Below are 19,571 nucleotides of genomic sequence, written 5' to 3' on the forward strand. Positions count from 1 at the left end.
AGGTGTAGCACATGGCGGCGGCCTGGCGTTCGTCGAGCTCCGGCCAGTCGTAGGAGGCCGGCTTGCCGGCGATGAGCTCCTCGTACTCGTGCACGGCCGCGGTCGCGCCGTCGAGGAGCGAACGGTCGCCCGGACCAGAGACCACGATGTGCTCGACCGTCGGCAGCTTGGCCAGCAGCGGCGCGATCATCGGGATCAGCGAGCCGTTGACGATGATCACGCGGTCCGCCGCGTGGTTGACGATCCACATCAGCTGCTCGGCCGGCAGCCGCAGATTGAGCGTGTGCAGCACCGCACCCATGGAGGGGATCGCGAAGTAGGCCTCGACATGCTCGGCGTTGTTCCACATCAGGGTGGCGACCCGGTCGTCACCCCGGACCCTGAGCTCGTCACGCAGGGCGTTCGCCAACTGCACCGCGCGGGTGCCCACTTCGGCGAAGCTGCGCCGCTGCGACTTGCCCTCCCCGGTCCATGTAGTGATGCGAGAATCGCCGTGCAGGACCCTTCCGTGCTCCAGTATTCGCGTTACGGTCAGCGGTACGTCCTGCATCGTGCTGAACATCAATGTCTCTCCATCGAGTTGTCAGACGAGAAAACCCTCGTCCCAAGGGTCATCCGACATGTGGTCGTCATGGGCGGCCGGCACGCTTCGCTTGTACTGGGCGTCCACGCGCTCCTCGTTGCCGCCCTTGCGCCCGAGTGCCGGCGGTGCACCGTCTGAAAACGCACTCTGACCGGTGAGAGGGCCTGTACGTCTGAAGACGACGGGCGGCACGCGCCAGCACCTTGTGAGCGGGGCTTGACATCACGTACACGTGTGCGTGCGTAACGCGGGTTCAAGCTGGGCGGCCTTGAGCTTCCGTAACGTCCCCGTTCGATGCGGACGGAACCGTTCCGGGTCTGACGGAGGCTCCGTACTGTCCCAGGGCGGTTCGAACGACCGACTGTGCGGACAGACAGGAACAGTTGGCCAGAGGCAAGTCTCAAGAAACGGCCGGGAGTCAGAACCTCCCGTCATCACGCGTGTAGTTGCAGCTGAGATCGAGCAGTGCGGAGACAGCAGGGCTCGGAGCCCGTCCCGCCCGTACCGCGAACGACAGCGCGAGCATGTGCATGGAGCCGGACAGTGGTTTGACCACCACACCAGCCGTGTAAGCCGCCTGGAAGTGTGGCATGACAGCCGCTCCGCCAATGGCCCGCACGTACGAGGCGGCGGTCGCTATGTCGGTGATTTCCACCGATATCCGTCGAGCGAGGCCGAGTTCGGTGAAGGCGCGATCCATGGCGGCGCGGCTGCCGAAACCGCTTGGCCCATCCACGAAGTTCTCGCCGGCCAGGTCTTCGAGGGAGATGCTCTCGCGCTGCGCCAGCGGGTGCTCGGCAGGAAGGATCACCACATAAGGGATCGTGGCGAAGGGCCGGAGGTCCAGATCCGATGCCTCACCGGATTTCAGGGCCACCACCCCGAGATCGAGCCGACCACGCCGTACGTCTTCGGCGATGCCGCCGGATCCGGATCCGGACACCTGGATATGGATGTCGACCAGGGGATGACGCTGGCGGAAGGCCCCCACCAGACGTGGAAGATCGAGAGCGGTGATACGAGTCATCGTGCCGATCCGCAGACTTCCCTGCAATCGGTTCGAAGCCATACCCACGACCTCGCTGGCCCTCTCCGCCGCCGCGATGACGGCCTTGGCTTCCGGCAGGAATGCCGCTCCCGCTGGGGACAGGGCCACTGTCCTGGTCGACCGCTCGAAAAGAGAAGCCTGGAGTCCCTCCTCCAAGGCGCGGACACCTGCCGACACAGTCGACTGAGCGGCGAAGAGGCGCGAGGCCGCCCGAGTGAAACTGAGTTCTTCCGCTACAGCCACAAAATAGCGTAATTGCCGTATCTCCACCCGTTAATAATCGTCGAATCCGATAACACCTGTCAATAGTTTTCGTTGGACTCGATATGACGTGTGCGCCACCCTTGGTAGCAACATCACTTGTCACTGGTTCAAAGGGGAAATTTGTGGCGAGCAAGGTTTTGATCGTCGGTGGCACCTCAGGCATCGGCCGCGAGTTGGCCGCCGCCTACGCAGAGCGCGACGCCTCCGTGGTGATCGCCGGCCGTGAGAGCGCGCGTGCCGAGAAGGTCGCCGCCGAGCTGAATGCCGACAGCGAGGGTGCGCGAGTGAGTGGCATCGCAGTCGACTTGGCCAGCCCTGACACGATAGTGGAAGCGCTGAGCGGCATCGGCCAGGTGGACTCGGTCGTTCTTGCAGGTATGCGGCGCGATGACAACACAGTGGGTAATTACGGTACAGCGGGCGCAACGGAGCTAGTCATAGCAAAATTGGTCGGCTACACCGCGGTCGTCCACGCCCTGCAGTCTCGTATCTCTCCTACCGGCTCCGTGCTCCTGTTCGGTGGTCTGGCCAAGGACCTGCCCTACCCCGGTTCTACGACGGTTACAACGGTGAACGCCGGTGTGATGGGCCTGGTATCGACTCTGTCCAGGGAGATCGCCCCCGTCCGCGTCAACGCCATTCATCCGGGCCTCGTCGGTGACAGCCCTTACTGGGCCGGCAACGAGCTGGTTCTGGAGCCTGCCCGCAAACGGATTCTGACCGGCGTCCTGCCCACCATGCGGGACATAGTCGAGGGCTGCTTCTTTCTCCTGGAGAACCAGGCGGCAAACGGAGTGAATCTCAACCTCAATGGCGGCCACTCATGATCAACACTCTGCCCCGGTTGGCCGTGGTGGGCATCGGCCGCCTCAGTTACCCCATGGTGGTGCGTCTGCGCAGGGCGGGACATGCGGTGACTGTGAACAACCGCACTCGGGAACGAGCCCTCGCCGTCGCGGCCGCCACCGGCGCAGAGGTGGCTGACTCCCCACGGGCAGCGGCGGAAACCGCGGATATCGTCATAGTCTCCCTCGCCGACGACGCGGCGGTGCGTGAGGTCTACCACGGACCTGACGGTCTCCTCGCCGGAATCCGACCAAGGACAACGATCCTGGAGACCAGCACGATCGCTCCCCACACGATCACCGCGCTGGTGCCGCATGTCCTGGAACGTGGCGCCGTGCTCCTTGACACCCCGGTGTCCGGATCGGTCGAGCTGGCTGCGCGTGGCGAACTCACCCTGCTGGTCGGTGGCCCCAAAGAAGCACTGGACAACGTGCGGCCCGTCGTCGATGTCCTGGCCACACGGGTTCTGCGCTTCGAGGAATCGGGGCAAGGCAGCATCATGAAATTGGTGATCAACTCGCTGCTGTTGTCTCTGGGAGCGGCCGTCGCGGAGTCCCTGGTGTTGGCAGAACGCGCCGGCATAGACCGGGCCGACGCCTACGACGCCTTCACGCAGAGCGCGGCCGCGGCCCCGTTCGTGCAGTACAACCGGGAAAATTTCGTGCGGCCGCATGAAGCGACGATGCACATGACACTGGCGCTCGTTGCCAAGGATCTGGCGCTGGTCGATGAACTGGCGTCATCCGTGGGCGCACCGATGGCCCAGCTGAGAACGACTCGCGGCTTGGTCCAGCAAGCGATCACCGCGGGCCTGGGGGACCAGGATGGTTCAGTTCTGGCCGAATACCTGAGACGTAACGCGACGGCGTAGGCAGGACTGCAATATGCGGAACCAACTCATGGGCTGATGTGCTGTGATGAACGTGCCGACGACACCGACGCCTGACACCCTGCTCATTGTCATGCTCACGGGTGCAGCGCTTACTGAAGCGTAGTCGCCGAAGACGGGTGGGCCGACGGACAGCCTTCTCCGCCGCGCTGTGCGCATTCCCCAGGAGAGGCCTCCCGCCCGCACCATGCGCCGGCGGGAGGCTCCCGGACTCGTTCGCCCACGTCCTTCCGTTCCCCGACGGCTGCGTCGGCGGCAGTCGACACGCTTGCTGATCGCCCGTCGGTGATGGCCGGGCCCGCTATAAACTCTTCCCGGCGGGACCAGCCACAGCCGCTTCGCACGTCCGCCGTCATCTGCTGCACAATCGCTGCGCGGTGAGAGCGTGCAAAGACGCGGACGGACGACCTCCAGAGGCGCTTGTGGCGTGGTGGCCCAGCGGGTCACGTACACGAGAGCTCGCTGCGCAGGGTGTTGATCCGCCAGGCCGGCGCGTCAGTACAGGAAGAGACTGATCACACGACCAACCCATCCGGTCAGTTTCAGCTCTATGGCCCGTACCCGTGTCCTCCAGCGCGTGGCCGATCGAGCCTTCATGCCATGAAACGTGCAACCCCTTTGCAGATTTCGGCTCACCATGACTTTTCTGGGAGGTGCGAGAGTGGAGTCAGATCGGACGCATGCAATGAAAGGATCGTTACGCCTCTCGATCCTTGGACCCTTGAGGGCTTGGTACCGGGAGGAAGAACTGCATTTGGGGCCGCCCAAACAGCAGAGCGTTCTGGCCTTGTTGTCGGTCCAGGCAGGCCAGCCCGTTCCGCTGCACGAGATTATCGACGCCTTGTGGGGCGACAACCCACCGGATCGGGCGGTCAATGTGGTGCACCGTCATGTAGGGGCCCTGCGCCGGCTCCTGGAACCCGGTCTGACACAGCGAAGCGCCGCGCATGTACTCGTACGAGCCGCGGGAGGGTACCGTCTCAACGTCCCGGAAGAGGCTCTGGATCTCTCCCAATTCCGGAAGCTCCGCGACGCGGGGCAGGGTGCCCTGCACGACAAGCGTCCGGGAAAAGCCACCGATCTGCTGGTCAAAGCGCTGTCGCTGTGGCGCGGCTCCACCGCAGCCGGCCTGCCGCATCAACTTCGCTCGAACAGCGTGTTCGCCGGCGTCGACGCGGAGTACTTCCGTGCCGTCCAAGTCGCCGCGGCGGCTGCGCTGAACGCCCGACGTACCTCGGCAGTCCTTCCGCTGCTGAGACATGCCGCTCACGTGGACCCGCTCAACGAAACCCTCCAGGCTTCCCTCATCCGTGTCCTTGCTGCCGAGGGGCAGACGGCTCAGGCACTGGAGCACTACCACAGCGTCCGCTCGCAGTTGATGACCGAGCTGGGCGTCGACGCGGGCCCTGAACTGCGTGCCGCACAAACCCATGTGCTGCTGAATACGGAGGCCGTCGCAGAGAGCACGTCTGTACGTGCTACGAAAATCGATCCTCCCGCAGGCAAAAGCTTCTCCTCGGTACGGCCTGCCCAATTGCCTGCAAGCCCGCACGTCTTAACCGGAAGGAGAGCGGAAATTGAACAGCTGGACGCATTGCTGCTGTCTTCCGCGTCTACGGCTCCCGCTATCAGCGCCATCGGGGGAGCACCAGGTGTAGGGAAGACGGCGATCGCGCTGCACTGGGCTCATCGGAACGCTCATCGTTTTCCTGACGGGCAGCTGTACATAAATCTTCGTGGATACGATCCTGCGGGAGAGCCGCTCACCCCGTCAATGATTATCTGCTATTTTTTGGAATCCTTTGGCATTCCTGGTGAGCGCATCCCCCCGAGCCTTGACAGCCAGATCGCCCTGTACCGCAGTCTGCTGGCGGGGCGTCGGTGCCTGATCGTGCTTGACAATGCACGCAATGCTGAACAAGTGCGCCCACTCCTGCCGGGGAATCCTGACTGCGTCACCATCATCACCAGTCGAGAGCAAATGGCCGGGCTCGTGGTCTCTGCCGGTGCTCACCTGCTGACTGTCGACCTGTTTACTGTTGCTGAGTCTCTTGAGTTTCTGTCCAACAAGATCGGCGAAGCCCGCGTGACCCAGGACCGAAATTCCGCGCTTGCCATAGTACGGCACTGCGGTCGACTGCCGATAACCCTTGCCATTGTGTGCGCACGTGCTGCGAGCCGTCCTATCGCTCCTCTCGCCGATATTGCCGCAGAGCTGGAAGAAAGCCGTGACAGCCTTCGAGCTTTCACGGTGGACGGAGAGAGCGACCCTATCACCGACACACGCTCCGTATTCTCCTGGTCGTACCATGCCCTCACAGACCAGGCGGCCGAAGTCTTCCGCCGGCTATGGATGAGTCCGGCGCACAACGTGTCACTCCAGACTGCCGTGAGTCTTGCCGGTCTCCCCGTGAGAACCATGCGACAGGTAATGTCCGAGCTCGACCGTGCCCACCTTTGGAGTGAGCACAAGTCCGGCCACTACAGCACGCATGATCTCCTCAGAGTCTTCAGCCGGGAACTGTCCCGCTCCAATGATTCCGACCAAGACCTCGGGCAGGCTCGCCAACGACTCTACGATCACTATCTGCATACGGCGTACAATGCCTCCAGCGTCATTAACACCCATAGGGATCATCCCGTCGTTCTTCCCTATGTGCCAGGAACGCAAGTCATACACTTCACGGACACCGAACACGCTGCGGACTGGCTTCACCACGAAATGCCCGCACTCCAGACCATCGCCACCAGCAGCGAAAGCTACGACACCAGGGGGCAGGCCTGGCGAATGGCGGCTATTCTTGAACTGATATTTGATCGCAGTGGGCGCCGCAAAGAGCAAATAGATATTCAGAGTGCGGCACTCTTTGCCGCGCAGTGCATCGGTGATACACGGGGGCAGGCTCATATGCACAGGTCCCTGGGATTTGCTCTCGGCCGCACTAATCAGAACGCCCAGGCCGAGAATCACTTGAACAAAGCGCTGGCGATGTTCGCCGAGACCGGCGATGTCCTCGGCGAGGCGCTGACTCATCGATATATGGCATTTGTGACCAATGCCAAGGGGGATCACCGGACGGCCTGTTCGCACTACGGCAAAGCCGCATCTCTGTACGAACGAATAAACCATATGGTCGGGGTTGCCTCCGTCGTTAACGAGGTCGGCTGGACCCGCATCCTCATGCAGGATTTCCAAGGAGCTCTGGAAGATTGCCGACGCGCTATTGATATAGCGCGAAAGGCGGGCAATCGCAATGTTGAAGCGGCGTCCTGGGACAGTTTGGGAGTTGCTTACCACCGGCTCGGCAAGAAGCCCGAATCCCTCTATTCGCTCCACCGGGCTCTGGCTATTTATCGCGAACTCGCAGACGCGTACCTGATCGCTGATACACTCGTACATATCGGCGACACCCATTCCTCTGATTCCCCCGGTGAGGCCCGTAAAGCGTGGACCGACGCCGTTGATATCCTCGACTCCCTTGGTCATCCTGAAGGCGACCTGATCAGACAGCGGCTCACCGATCTGTGACGGGTTGATGTCGCGGTCGCCGCCAAGGCCCAGGGCGACTTCGTCGTTCCTCTCGGTCTCGTGCGCTCGTTTGTCGCGTTCGGCCGACAGCGGCAGCGCTGACGGCCATCGATCAGACCCGGGCTCTGCCGGTCTGTCAATCTCCCGATCCCCGATCTGGCCACCAGCGGGGATGCATTGGACGCTTTGGCCTGTCTGGATCACGTATAGGGCGATGCTGTCGCCGCAATACGGCGCCGCAGTGACCTTTGGGAAGCGACGTGATCAGCTCCAAACAGTCCGTCGGCGGCCGGTGGTGACGAGCTGTCCGGTCGTGGTGAACGGGCGAAGCCGCGCCGCGCGCACGAGGCGTCCGCCCAGGACGCCCCTTGCGCAAGACTGCACGATCCACGTGAAGCGCGTGTTGCCGCCATCCCCAAAGGTCTTGGCGAGGTGATTCAGGTGTATTCTTCCTGAACTGTCCCTTCTTTGGCGAGCTGGTGTCAGTGCATGGGAGGCCGCAGAAATATCCGCCAGAAGTCCTGACGAAATCCCATCCGGGGCCGGATGCGCGGAACCAACGGAGCACGAGGTTCATTGCGTCAGCCGTGGTAAGCACCCCGGGCCCTTCTGCGACGTGCCCTTCGACGTCGCCCCGGTGGCAGTGCAGCGAGGTAAAAATCCCAAGGGGTCTACTCAGAAAGCCTGCTCATCGTGACTCTCAAAGTTTCTCTGTCCGGCATTCCCGGACCGTGCGAGCCAGCGCTCGGACCGCGGTTTGTGCCTGCAGCCGATCCTGGCGCTGGTCAATGGCTTCCAGCGCTTCGGCCGCAGCTACTCTCACCGGCCGCGGCAGATACTCATGGCCTGCAAGCTGGTAGGCGATCGTTCGCCGGAGCAACTGCTCACCGATGCTCACTCCGTCGGTAGTCAGCGGCAAGGCTACTGCTTCGTACAGGGTGATGCCCCGCAAGACAGCGTCCGCGTTCGCTTCCATTTTTCCACCGCTCACCGTTGAGACCCGCTTGGGACGGACCCGGGTCCGTAAACGTCGCAACAAGGCTGTTATGCATGCCGACCCGGCTACTGCAGCCGCTCCAGCGGAGGCACCCATATCCGACCCCCACACCACTGTTCCACCTGCCATATCAGCCGCACAGTCCAACCCATCCCCATCTGGCCGACCTGCGACTGGTCAACACAGAAGGGACTCCGCCGCGTCCCCCGCATCACGGTAACGCGTGATCAAACCCTGCATCAGATCCGGATCACCAGGCGTGGTATCACTGTCCATCCCTACCAATTCAAAATCCCGCTGACTGGAATGCCACCGACCCACACCACTGCCCTCCCCGAAGCGACGGATCATACGCCCACACCGGGCGGGTACTGACGGCGGAGCCGCCCACGCGCCCCACACCCGGTATACGGCACGGCAAGACCAAACAGTTCAAGAGCCTTCCGCGATATCGCGACACCTCACAGCCATCCACGCGGACAGAACCGACACCCGAGCCCAGAGGGACGAAGCTGGCAATCTTGGGCGAGGCATTGAGCCTTTTCCAACCTGCCTCGGTGGTTTGTCAGTTGGCCTGACAACGTGGTGAAGGCACTGGTAGACGGGTTTTCGACCAAGAGAACCGTGTCCACCAGAGGCTTCGCGTGATTGTCTGCCCGTCCGGCGTCGATGTGTCCAGCTCCGCCCTGTGCTTCCTGTCCGCCCGTCTGCGGCAGCATCGCCGTGCACTCGGCACCCGGTGGCGGCGGCTGAACGCGGGCCGGCTGGCCCTGCCCACCCTCGCCCGCCTCCGCAACGGCCAGCCTTACGCCCAGCTCGCGTCCGGGTTCGGCGTCGGCACCACCACGTCTACCGCTACGTCACCGAGGCCGTCGAGCTCCTGGCCGCCCTCGCACCCACCCTCGCCGAAGCCGTACGGGCCGCATCGGTGACGGCGTATCTGATCCTGGACGGAACGATTCCGCCGACCGACCGGATCGCCGCAGACCGCCCTTTCTACTAGGGCAAGCACAGGAAGCACGGCATGAACATGCAGGTCATCGTCGGCCCAGGCGGCCGTCTCCTGTGGGCATCACCAGCCCTGGCCGGAGCCATCTACGACGCGCGGGTCGCACGGGGCACGGCATCATCGACGCCCTCACAAAGGCTGGCATGGACTGCTGGGCGGACAAGGGATACCAGGGCGCAGGCGGCACCGTCCGTCATCGCTATCGCTACCGCGGCCGATGGGAGAAGCTCTCCGTCGGCCAACACGCCGTCAACCGGTTCCGAATGAAGATCCGCGCCCTGGCTGAGCATGCCGTCGCCACCCTCAAGTCCTGGCGACTCCTCCGCAAGCTCCGCTGCTCGACAACCCGGATCACGAGCCTCGTCCAAGCCGTCCTCGCCCTTCATCTGGCCAGCTCAGAATAAGGATGGAAAAGGCTCACTCCCTGTGCCGCGACGATTCGTTGAATCCGCTGCTCACCGATGGAGGGGCGGCCAGCGGGCCCTCGTCAGCCCAGCGTGAGGACGACGCCGTACTCCGGGCCGTGCCGTTCGACCTCGGCGACTTGCCAGCCGGTGCCCTCGGCCAGTGATTCGAGCTCCGGCAGTGAGGTGAACAGGTAATCGAACCAGTCCGTCACCAGCAGCCGGTGCCGCAGCCGGAGGCGCATCTGGCCGCTCATCCGGCCCCTCCGCCGGTTCTGGGCGAGGTACTCGGTGTGCTGGGCCCCGTCGAGGAGGTAAGGGTCCATCCCCGTCCCGACGATCCGGGCCCCGGGCCGTGCCAGCCGGGCCAGTGTGCTCAGCAGCCGCGGTCCGCGGTCGCGGCTCTCCAGCAGCCCGAGGTTCCGGCCCAGCAGCAGAAACGTGTCGAAACGCGTGCTCTGCGGTACGTCGTCGACCGTGCCCAGGAACGTCTCCCTCAGCCCGCGGCGCCGGCACACGTCGAGCGTGTCGGCCGACACGTCGAGGCCGACGATCTCACCGCCGCCGTCCTGGAAGGGGACCGCGAACCGGCCGGCTCCCACCCCGATGTCCAGGACCCGCCCGCGGAAGCGGGTGAAGGCCCATCGGTCCAGTTCGGGCCAATCACCGGGGCCCGCGAAGAAGCCGACGGCGTCGTAGCCGCTGATGTACCCGTCGTCGCGTTCGCAGATCTCGAAGTATGTGTCCCGCGGTAGCCCCGCAGTGTGACAGCCGAGGAGAAGTTGTCCCCACGCGTCGGCACTGCGGGACGTGAGAAGGCGGGTCGTCGTCATTCGCGAAGTCCTGTTCCGGGTCGGTGCTCTGGGTTTCGTGGTCGCAATGCGGTACGGGGGACTAGCTAGGGCGTGTTGCGAAAGCCCCGCCTGCCTCGCCACGCCATGCACGCTCCCCCACAGGGGGTACCCCCCCCACTCGCCGCACCGGGCGAAAGCCCGAGTACATCCGGTACGAGGGCTTCAGCCCGGCACTCTCCCAGCCTCCGGCCGGGGGCCCAGCGCACGCACCTGACGCCGCGAAGCCGCCCTTCGGGCGAACGACGGGACTTTCCCAATACGTCCTAGACGGTGGTGGCGGAGCGCAGGCTCAGCGGGCGCATGTCGGTCCAGGCGCGCTCGATGTAGTCGAGGCAGTTCTCCTTGGGACCGTTGACGCCGACCGCGCGCCAGCCCTGCGGGATGCTGCGGTCGGCGGCCCAGACCGAGTACTGCTCCTCGTCGTTGACGACCACGAGCCACTGCTGGGAGTTCTGCTGCATGACGATTCTCCGATCGTGTTCTGAGGGTGTTTCAGGGATGGATGTGAAGCAGGTGGTGCGGATGTGGCGTGGGAAGGGTCCGCAGGACCAGGCGGTCGACAGGTGGTACGGCTCAGGCCGCGGCGGTCTGCGGTACCAGGAGGCTGTGGAAGACCGCCAGGGCCCGGTCGACGTCGGCGTCGTCCACCCCGGCGTGGGTGACTGCCCGGATCCGGCCGCGGCCCAGCTCGGCGAGGCGCACACCTTCCTCCCAGGCCCGTTCGATGAACCGGGCCTGCGACAGACCGGGGGCGTCGACCCGGAAGAACACCATGTTGGTCTCGACCGGCTCCACGACGGCCCCGGGCAGTGCGGCGAGCCCTGCGGCCAGTCGGCCCGCCCTGGCATGGTCGTCGCCGAGCCGCGCCGTCATCTCCCGCAGCGCGACCAGTCCGGCGGCGGCCAGGACCCCGGCCTGCCGCATGCCGCCGCCCAGCATCTTGCGGATCCGGCGTACGGAACGGACGAACTCGGCGCTGCCGGCGACCATCGAACCGACCGGCGCGGACAGCCCCTTCGACAGGCAGAACTGCACCGAGTCCGCGTAACCGGCGATGACGGACACGGGGACGCCGAGGGCGAGCGCCGCGTTGAAGATGCGGGCCCCGTCGAGGTGCACGGCGACCCCGCGGGCGCGGGCCAGCGCGCGGACCTCGGCCAGGTACTCCAGCGGCAGCACTCGCCCGCCGCAGCGGTTCTGCGGGTTCTCCACGCACAGCAGGGCGGGCAGCGCGAACTGAGGGTCATCGGGGTCCTCGGGGAACGCGGCCTCGATGTCGGCGAGCGCCATCGTGCCGTCGGCCCGGTTGGCCACCGGTTCGACGATCACGCCACCGCAGTAGGAGGCCCCGCCGGCCTCGTAGACGTAGATGTCGGACTCGGCGCCCGCGAGAACCTTGGTGCCGCGCGGGCAGTGGGCGAGCAGGGCCGCCAGGTTGCCCATCGTGCCGCTCGGCATGAAGCAGGCGTCCTCCATGCCGAGCAGCTCGGCGGCCAGTTCCTCCAGTTCGCGGGCGGTGGGGTCCTCGCCGTACACGTCGTCACCGAGCGGTGCTCTCGTCATCTCCGCCAGCATCCGGGCCGTCGGCAGGGTGAAGGTGTCGCTGCGCAGTTCGACGAGGGGCGCCGGGGGCGCGTCGCGGTCAGTGCTCGTCACGGAAGTCCTCCTCGGGTTCGGGTCCGGCGGCCGGGGCGGTGTTCCCGGTCCTGCCGTGCACCACGGCCACGGCGTCCCGCAGGCGTTCGTCGGCGTCGCGCCAGCGGGCGGTCTCCTCGACCACCCGGGTGCGGTGGTCCTCCCAGCGCAGCGTGAGCGGTTCGTGGCAGCGCCGGAACGAGCCAGGTCCGGGACCGCCGCCGAACTCGGCAGCCCGCCACACCGCCTCCGGCCGCAGGTCGGCGGAGTCGCCGGCCGGCGCGTGGCCGTGCGCGGCGAGGGCCGCGCCCAGCGAGTCGGCCCGTCCCTCCACGACGCCGAGGGCGGCCTCTCCGACCTGGTGGTGGGCCCGCCGGAACGGCACCCCCTGCCGCACCAGCCACTCCGCGGTGGCGGTCGCGTGCGTCAGCCCCCTGGTCGCCCGGACGGTCATGGCCCGGGGCACCGGCCGGGCCCCGTCATAGGCCAGGCGCAGGATCTTCACCGCGTCGACGGTGGCGTCCAGGGCCGGCATCACATGGCTCATCGCCTCGGTGCCGACCGCGATGGAGTTGGTGAACGGCGTGCCCCGCATCGCGCTCGCGGCGGCTGTCAGACCGCCGAGGGCGGCGGCGGACTTGCCCTGCACATGCTCCAGGACGAACGCGTTGCGCTTCTGCGGCATCATCGAGCTCGACCCGACCAGCCCGTCGGGGATCGTCACCAGTGCGAACTCGGCGCTCGACCAGATCAGCAGGTCCAGGGCGGCACGGGCGAGGGTGATCCCCAGCACCACGGCCGCCGACAGCATGCGCAGCGCGGTGTCCCGGGTGGCGATGGCGTCGACCGAGTTGCGCACCGGCTCGCCGAAGCCGAGGAGCTCTGCCGTGCGCGCGGGGTCGATCGGGACGGTCGTCCCGCCGATCGATCCGGCGCCCAGCGGGCAGCGCTCCAGTCCCTCGCCGGCCTGGGCGAGGGACCGGGCGTCCCGCTCGAAGGTCTGTGCCAGCCCCAGCAGGTAGTGGCCGTAGGTGATGGGCACGGCCGCCTGGAAGTGGGTGTAGGACGGCATGAGCACCTCGCGGTGCTCGTGGGCGCGTTCCAGCAGTACCCGGCCCAGTTCGCCCAGTTCCTCCGACAGCCGGCGATACGGTTCGCGCAGCGCCAGCTGGAGGCAGGTGACGCCGAGGTCGTTGCGGGAGCGGCCGGTCTGCAGGACTCCGCCGGTCTCGTCGCCGAGGGTCTCGATCAGATGGGATTCGTAGGCCAGGTAGAGACCACGGGGGGCGGGCCGGGTCTCCAGGGGTTCGTAGTCCCGCTCGCGCAGCTCCGTGATCGCCGCCAGCAGGGCCGAGGCGGTCGGTGCGCCGACGATCCGGCGCTCGGCCAGCATGACGACGTGCGCGAGGTCGACCTGGGTGATCCGGTCGAGTTCGTCCTTCCAGACGGGCCTCGGCGGGTCGCGCCGTTCAAGGAGCATGCGGCGGATCTCGGGGGAGGCGGCGCTGCGCAGGCGGCCGGAGTCCGTCACGCCGGCACCTCCTGACGGACGGCCAGGGACAGCCTGATGCGGCGCGCGCCTTCGTCGGCGGCGGCTGCGGCCTCGGCCGTGGAGGCGCCCCGGGCCAGCACATGCCCGATCCGGTCCCGGAAGTCGCCGGCCACGACGATCTCCGCGCCGGGCTTGCGGTAGGTCTCCACGTCCACCACGCCGGGTACGGCACAGGCCCCTGCCACCCCGTCGATGCCGCGCAGCCGGCCGCTGTCCCCGGCCACGACGAACCGGATCGCCGCCCCCCGGGCCGCGGTGGCGGCGACCGGGGCCGGCCGGCCGCTGAACGCCGCGACCGTCCCCAGGATCAGGTCGGCTCCGGTCGCCTCGCGCACCAGCCGGGGGATCCAGCCGCCCGCCAGCCGCGGGTTGACCTCGATCAGCACGGGTCCGCCGGGGCCGAGGCGCAGTTCCACGTGCGCCGGGCCGAGGGTGATCCCGAGCGCCCCTACGGCGGCCTCGGCGGTCTCGGTGACGGCCTCGCGGTCGCCAGATGCGAGGGGGGCGGGGAAGTCGTGCCCGATCTCGACGAACAGGGGCGGTGCGCCGAGGTGCTTGGCGGTGATCCCCACCACGGTGCCGTCGAGGACCTCCGCCGAGTACTCCGGGCCGCTGACGAACTCCTCGACCGTGACCCGGCGCGGCACCGGCCGGCCGCGCTCGTCGAAGGCGCGGGCCAGCAGGGCGCGGGCGTGCCCGGCGGCCTCGGCTGGGTCCGCGCAGAGCAGCACGCCGAGACTGCCGCTGCCGGTGACCGGCTTGATCACCACCGGGTAGCCGGTCTCCCCTGCCGCGGCCAGGACCTCCTCGACCGTTTCGGCCACCGTGAACCGCGGCACCCGCACCCCGGCCGCGGCGAGCTCGGCCCGCTGCGCGCCCTTGTCGCGGACCGCGGCAAGGGCGGCGGGTGAGTTCGCCGGCAGGCCGAGGGCGGTGGCCGCGGCGGCCGCGGTCTCCACGTAGTAGTCGGAGCTGGTGGCGACGCCCGCCACCCGCCGTCCGCTGCCCAGGCGCCGACAGGCGTCGACCACCGCCTCGACGCTGTCGGTGTCGGTACGGACCACCTCGGCACCGCCCACCGAGGCGTACCGGGAAGGATCGGCGGAGAGCAGGACCGGATGGAGGCCGAGCGCGCGGGCCGCCGCGGGGAACAGCCGTCCCGTCCCGGTGGTGTTGCTCTCGACGAGGGCGAAGACGTCCCGGGTCATACGGTCACTCCTTCCGAGAGGGCGACGACCTCGTCGCGGGTGCGCCGGTGCCAGGGGAACCGGGACCAGCTGCCGGTGACCTGGGAGGGATGGTCCAGCGTGCCGGGCCCGTCGGGCGGCGCGGTGAGGAAGCCGTTGCGGCGCAGCCACAGGTCGTTGTGCACGGTGTTGGTGTAGCGGTGGCCCTCGTCGGGGAAGAGCGTCATCACCCGCAGCTCCGGGTGCCGGCGGGCGTACCACTGGGCCACGTGGTGCGCGGCGCCGCTGGTCGGCCCCATGTACAGGGCGTGCTCGGCGTGCAGCCGCCGGGTCGCCGTGAACGCGGTCCCGGCGTCCAGCCAGTGGATCTCGTCGAACAGCGGGTGCTCCAGGACGGGCGGCACCAGGCCGTTGCCCAGACCGCGCAGCCGCCTGGGCCCGGCCGGGGCGCCGAACAGCACACTGCCCGGAGTGTCCACGCCGATCAGCTTCAGCTCCGGGTTCAGCGCCCGCAGGAACGAGCCGATCCCGGACGACGAACCGCCCGAGCCGACGGGGCAGACCAGTGCGTCGAACGTGCCCATGCTCTCCAGCAGCAGTTCGGCGACGGCACCGTACGACACCGGGTTGAGCGGATTGTCGTACTGGCCGGGTGTGTAGTACGAGCCCAGCCGCGCCTGGATGCGGGCCACCCGGTCCAGCCGCGCCTGCTGCACGCCACGGCTTCGCAGTTCGGGACCCCAGACGATGCTCACCCGGGCCCCGAGCGCCTCCAGCCGCCGGCGCAGCGGCGGTTCGATCGCCGGGTCCCCGACGAGGACCAGCGGGATGCCCTTGAGCCGGCACACCATCGCGAGCCCGAGCCCGAAGGTGCCGGACGTGGTCTCCACGACCGTGGTGTCCTCGGTGAGTTCACCGGTCTCGATGGCACTGGTGAGGATGAACTGCGCGGGCAGCAGCTTCATCAGATGGAAGGCGGCCCCGTACACATTGGGTCCGACCTGGATGACTTTGGGCAGGACGTGGCCGTCGACCACGCTCGTGAAGGCCCTACGACTGGTGTGCGTACGGGACATGAGAGTCGCTCCCGGCGATGTAGCGCCAATGGTCGGTGATGCGCAGTTCGGCGAGCCGGCGGGCGGCCAGCGCCGTGCGCCGCTCCAGCCCCGGCTGATGGGGTGCGAAGAGCAGGGCGGCGACCGTGCCGCTGTGGGCCACCTGCACGCCCAGCGCCTCGGTCTCCTCGGCGATCTCCAGCACGCGGTCGAAGCGCGGTACCGGAAGGAACCGCTGGTTGATGCGGGCGCTCGCGGTGGAGATCCGGCCGAGCTCCCGGTGGTCGCCGCGGGCCACGGCCCGGCGCATCAGGCCGCGCAGCGCCCGGAAGCACTCGATCTCCCAGGCGTTGTACCGTGCCCGCGGCAGCGCCAGGGTGTCGATCTCCTTGTCCGCGGAGGAGAAGCCGACCACCGCCAGTGGGGGCACCGGCCGGTGGAAGTCCTCGATCACCGCACCCTCGCGGTGCGCGAACAGCAGCATCCGGTCGAAATAGATCAGGGGGTCGGTGGCCGCTTCGGCGGCGACCGCGATCCGCGCGATCCGCTCCGGCGCGAGGTTGCGGCCGACCGCGGCCAGCACCGCCAGGATCGCCGAGGTCACATCGCTGGTCGACGAACCCAGACCGCGGCCCACGGCGACGTCGCCCCGCAGTTCCAGCTCGCCGCCGTAGGCACTCATGCCGAGTACCTCCAGTGTGGTGCGCGCGGCGTCGAGGGCCTTCGTCTTCCACGACGGGGTGACCGTCAGCTCCGGCTCCCACCGGCTCAGCCGCACCGTCGCATTGCTGGCGAACAGCGGGCAGGGCAGCGTCACCAGGCCACGGCGGAGCCTGCCGTGGTCCTCGAACACCCCCTGGAGCAGTTCACCGTGGTGGCTGGGAGCGGTTCCGGTGCCCAGGAGCACGCCGTGCTCCAACGGCGGGGGAGCCAGCCTCATCTGCGCATTTCTGTGCGTTTCCCGTGCGGACTGCATGTTCTGGCTTTGCACGGCGATCTCCACCTAGGCCTCCTCGAACGTTCGGTCTGGGAATACAGGTCACGCGTCTCGACGCGCCGGCGAGCGGGGCCGCGCGTCGGACCGGTCGCCTTCCTTGTCAGGTGTCCGCGGCCGGGCGGGCGGGACGCCCCGCGGCCTGGTGCGGGCGGACGACCTCGGCGATTCGCCCGGCCGGTTCGGCGACATACGGCGGGTGCACCATGTCGTGGTGGCTGCCCGGCACCGGGACGGTGCCGACCCGGCCGCGGGTCAGTGCCCGCCAGGCATCCGGGTTTACGGAGGGGGTCTTGAGGGTCGGGTGGGACTCGGAGACTGTGAGCAGGTGGACGTCCGCGTCGGTGACCGCGCCGGGCCGGTAGCCCCCGGCGGCCTCCCCGTTGGCGCGGACCGCCTCGACCATGCGGCGCACGGTTGTCGACTCGATCCGGCCGGGCAGTCGGCCGGCCGGATGGGACCGGCCGACCAGGGCGGCGATGAGCGCGTTGTCGTCGAGCGCGTCCATGCCGTCGGACGACATTCCGGCGTCGGCCCGGAACCGGGACAGCACATCCTCGTCACCGACGAGGTCCGCGGACCCGGGGTGCCGGGGAGTGCAGCAGCACCAGAGACAGCCAGATGGCGCAGACCGGTGCGCTGCAGCCGGACCGCCGATGACGGTCCGACCCCGAGCCGCGGGCCGCCGGTGGCGTCCCGCACCGCACGGGACCGCAGGGTGGTGTGCCGCTCCACGACCAGCCGCAGCGCCGTCGCGAGCGCGTCCGCGTCGAGCAGACCGGACAGCTCGAAGACCTGCGCCATGGTGTACTCGACGAGCTCTGGATGGATGTGTTCGAGCAGCCACAGCCGTCGCTGCGCCGCCGACAGCGGCGCGTCCGCGGCAGGACCGGAGCCGGTCTGCCGACGCGCGGTGTCCACCGCGCGTCCCACGATCGGACTTGTCGTCATCGGGGTGTCCTCCCGGCGGCTGTACCGGACGGGGGCAGGAGGTGTCCGACTGCTTCGGCCATGGTGTGGATGGTGGGGTTGTCGAAGATGAGCGCGAGCGGGATGTCGGGGGAGAGGGCGGTCCGCAGGCGGGAGACGATGCGGGTGGCGAGCAGTGAATGGCCGCCCAGGGCGAAGAAGTTGGCGTGGATGTCGAGGTCGGTTCGGTCCAGCACCTCCGCCCAGATGCCGTCGATCAGCTGCTCGGCCTCGGTGGCCGGCCGCATCGCGACCGCGTCCGCCTCGAAGTGCGGTTCGGGCAGGGCTCGGTGGTCGGTCTTGCCGTTGGTGTTGACGGGGATGTGGTCCAGCACGGTGATGCTGGAGGGGATCATGTAGAGGGGGAGTTGGTCTGAGAGGTGGGTGTTGAGGTCGGCGATGAGGGTGTCGTTCTCGGAACTGGTGTGTTCGGTGGTGATGTAGGCGGCGAGGCGGCGGTCGCCGGGGGTGGGTTGCCAGGTGGTGACGACGGCGTCGCGGATGTGGGGGTGGCGGCGCAGGGTGTGTTCGATCTCGGCGGGTTCGATGCGGATGCCGCGGATCTTGACTTGGCTGTCGGCGCGTCCGAGGAAGGTGAGGGTGCCGTTGGGGCGGCGGATGCCTCGGTCACCGGTGCGGTAGAGGCGTTGGCCGTTGGCGAAGGGGTGGGGGATGAAGGCGGCTGCGGTTTTGCGGGTGTCGCCGAGGTAGCCGCGGGCCAGGCCCAGGCCGGCGAGGTAGAGCTCGCCGGGGACGCCGTGGGGTACCGGGTTGAGGTGCTCGTCGAGGACGAGGACCTGGTTGTTGGCGATGGCGTCGCCGAGGGGGACGTCGCTGGTCTGTTCGTCTTGAGGGGTGCAGGTGTGGCTGGTGGAGTCGATGGAGACTTCGGTGGCGCCCCATTGATTGTGGAGGCGGGCGGGGGTGTGGGCGAGGCGGTCGTGGAACTTGGTGACGAGGTCGGGTCGGAGGGCTTCGCCGCTGGAGATGACGTGGCGGAGGTGGGTGAGGGGGTCTCGGGTGGGGGTGATCTCGTCGAGGAAGAGGGTGAGCATGGAGGGGACGAAGTGGAGGGCGGTGATGTGGTGGTGGGTGCTCCAGTCGGCGATGGCGCGGGGGTCGCGGTGCAGGCCGGGGGGGAGCATGACGATGCGGGCGCCGGCGATGAGGGGCCAGAAGATCTCGACGGCGGAGTCGTCGAAGCTGAGGACGGTTTTGTGCAGGACGGTGTCGCCGGGGTGGAGGGGGTACTGGGCCTGCATCCACTGCATGCGGTTGGTCCAGCCGGTGTGGGTGGAGGCGACGCCCTTGGGGGTGCCGGTGGAGCCGGAGGTGTAGTAGACGGAGATCAGGTTGTCCCCGGTGACACCGCTGTCGGGTGCGGTCGGTGAGGAGGCGGTGAGCGTTCCCGCACTGCAGTCCAGGACCGTGAGCGTGCCTGTTTCGCCGGCCGTGAGCGAGTGGGCGCGCTGCTCGTCCGTGCAGATCAGGGGGGCGCCCGCGTCCGTGAGGAGTCGCACGGCGCGGCCGACGGGCAGGTCGGGGTCCAGAGGCAGGAACGCGCCGCCCGCCTTCACGATGGCCAGGAGGGCCACGGCCATCTCGGCGGACCGGTCCATCCAGAGGCCGACGGGGGTGTCCGCGGTGACTCCCGCGGCCCGTAGCCGTCCGGCCAGGTGGTTGGCGCGGCCGGTCAACTCGGCGTAGGAGAGGGTGGTCGCGGAGTCACTGACGGCCGGGGCGTGCGGAGTCGCCG

Annotated in this window: 15 protein-coding genes and 2 pseudogenes; 4 read left to right on the forward strand and 13 right to left on the reverse strand. The window is 67.8% G+C overall.

Going from position 1 to position 19,571, the window contains the following annotated elements; translation table 11 throughout:
- Positions 1 to 562 (reverse strand): AMP-binding protein (locus IEZ11_RS49115; protein ID WP_189269625.1); only part of this gene is annotated, 562 nt, incomplete at its 3' end.
- A 439-nt stretch (positions 563 to 1,001) separates the two neighbouring features.
- On the reverse strand, positions 1,002 to 1,901 hold the full coding sequence (locus tag IEZ11_RS49120; protein WP_189269626.1) for a LysR family transcriptional regulator: 900 nt from the start codon (positions 1,899 to 1,901) through the stop codon (positions 1,002 to 1,004).
- A 116-nt stretch (positions 1,902 to 2,017) separates the two neighbouring features.
- On the opposite strand from IEZ11_RS49120, the gene IEZ11_RS49125 reads away from it, so the two are divergent.
- From IEZ11_RS49125 to IEZ11_RS49135, 3 genes are all read left to right on the forward strand, one after another.
- Positions 2,018 to 2,722 (forward strand): SDR family NAD(P)-dependent oxidoreductase, encoded by a 705-nt coding sequence (locus IEZ11_RS49125; RefSeq protein WP_229713966.1) that lies wholly within the window; start codon positions 2,018 to 2,020, stop codon positions 2,720 to 2,722.
- Positions 2,719 to 3,612 (forward strand): NAD(P)-dependent oxidoreductase, encoded by an 894-nt coding sequence (locus tag IEZ11_RS49130; protein ID WP_189269628.1) that lies wholly within the window; start codon positions 2,719 to 2,721, stop codon positions 3,610 to 3,612. Before IEZ11_RS49125 ends, IEZ11_RS49130 begins: the two co-directional genes overlap by 4 nt.
- 739 nt (positions 3,613 to 4,351) lie before the next feature.
- Positions 4,352 to 7,159, forward strand: coding sequence for an AfsR/SARP family transcriptional regulator (locus IEZ11_RS49135; RefSeq protein ID WP_189269629.1), 2,808 nt, complete (start codon positions 4,352 to 4,354; stop codon positions 7,157 to 7,159).
- Positions 7,160 to 7,859: 700 nt separating this feature from the next.
- Here IEZ11_RS49135 and IEZ11_RS49140 read toward each other — a convergent pair.
- The gene (locus IEZ11_RS49140; protein ID WP_189269630.1) at positions 7,860 to 8,135 is read right to left on the reverse strand and encodes a hypothetical protein; all 276 of its coding nucleotides are present in this window, start codon (positions 8,133 to 8,135) and stop codon (positions 7,860 to 7,862) included.
- A gap of 665 nt (positions 8,136 to 8,800) precedes the next feature.
- Between IEZ11_RS49140 and IEZ11_RS49145 the strand changes: the two are divergent.
- A pseudogene (locus IEZ11_RS49145) lies at positions 8,801 to 9,569 on the forward strand (transposase family protein).
- 83 nt (positions 9,570 to 9,652) lie between these two features.
- On the opposite strand, the gene IEZ11_RS49150 reads toward IEZ11_RS49145, so the two are convergent.
- The 10 genes and pseudogenes from IEZ11_RS49150 to IEZ11_RS49195 form a co-directional block, all read right to left on the reverse strand.
- On the reverse strand, positions 9,653 to 10,402 hold the full coding sequence (locus tag IEZ11_RS49150; protein WP_189269631.1) for a class I SAM-dependent methyltransferase: 750 nt from the start codon (positions 10,400 to 10,402) through the stop codon (positions 9,653 to 9,655).
- A gap of 284 nt (positions 10,403 to 10,686) precedes the next feature.
- The gene (locus tag IEZ11_RS49155; RefSeq protein WP_189269632.1) at positions 10,687 to 10,884 is read right to left on the reverse strand and encodes an MbtH family protein; all 198 of its coding nucleotides are present in this window, start codon (positions 10,882 to 10,884) and stop codon (positions 10,687 to 10,689) included.
- Positions 10,885 to 10,996: 112 nt separating this feature from the next.
- On the reverse strand, positions 10,997 to 12,079 hold the full coding sequence (locus IEZ11_RS49160; RefSeq protein WP_189269633.1) for a GntG family PLP-dependent aldolase: 1,083 nt from the start codon (positions 12,077 to 12,079) through the stop codon (positions 10,997 to 10,999).
- Entirely contained in the window at positions 12,066 to 13,589 is a 1,524-nt protein-coding gene (gene argH / locus IEZ11_RS49165) for an argininosuccinate lyase (RefSeq protein WP_189269634.1), read from the reverse strand. The genes IEZ11_RS49160 and argH overlap by 14 nt, the downstream gene beginning before the upstream one ends.
- Positions 13,586 to 14,818 (reverse strand): ATP-grasp domain-containing protein, encoded by a 1,233-nt coding sequence (locus IEZ11_RS49170; protein WP_189269635.1) that lies wholly within the window; start codon positions 14,816 to 14,818, stop codon positions 13,586 to 13,588. The genes argH and IEZ11_RS49170 overlap by 4 nt, the downstream gene beginning before the upstream one ends.
- On the reverse strand, positions 14,815 to 15,873 hold the full coding sequence (locus tag IEZ11_RS49175) for a pyridoxal-phosphate dependent enzyme (RefSeq protein ID WP_229713967.1): 1,059 nt from the start codon (positions 15,871 to 15,873) through the stop codon (positions 14,815 to 14,817). The genes IEZ11_RS49170 and IEZ11_RS49175 overlap by 4 nt, the downstream gene beginning before the upstream one ends.
- Positions 15,848 to 16,792 (reverse strand): GHMP family kinase ATP-binding protein, encoded by a 945-nt coding sequence (locus IEZ11_RS49180; protein ID WP_229713968.1) that lies wholly within the window; start codon positions 16,790 to 16,792, stop codon positions 15,848 to 15,850. Before IEZ11_RS49180 ends, IEZ11_RS49175 begins: the two co-directional genes overlap by 26 nt.
- A 157-nt stretch (positions 16,793 to 16,949) precedes the next feature.
- Positions 16,950 to 17,399, reverse strand: a complete 450-nt coding sequence (locus IEZ11_RS49185) for a hypothetical protein (RefSeq protein ID WP_229713969.1) — start codon at positions 17,397 to 17,399, stop codon at positions 16,950 to 16,952.
- A 77-nt stretch (positions 17,400 to 17,476) separates the two neighbouring features.
- Positions 17,477 to 17,797: pseudogene (locus tag IEZ11_RS52705) on the reverse strand (condensation domain-containing protein); the annotation flags it as partial.
- The coding region (locus tag IEZ11_RS49195; RefSeq protein ID WP_189269637.1) for a non-ribosomal peptide synthetase at positions 17,794 to 19,571 on the reverse strand (1,778 nt) is incomplete at its 5' end. The gene IEZ11_RS49195 and the pseudogene IEZ11_RS52705, both read right to left, overlap by 4 nt.

This window comes from Streptomyces fuscichromogenes, assembly GCF_014645815.1.
Classification (GTDB): domain Bacteria; phylum Actinomycetota; class Actinomycetes; order Streptomycetales; family Streptomycetaceae; genus Streptomyces; species Streptomyces fuscichromogenes.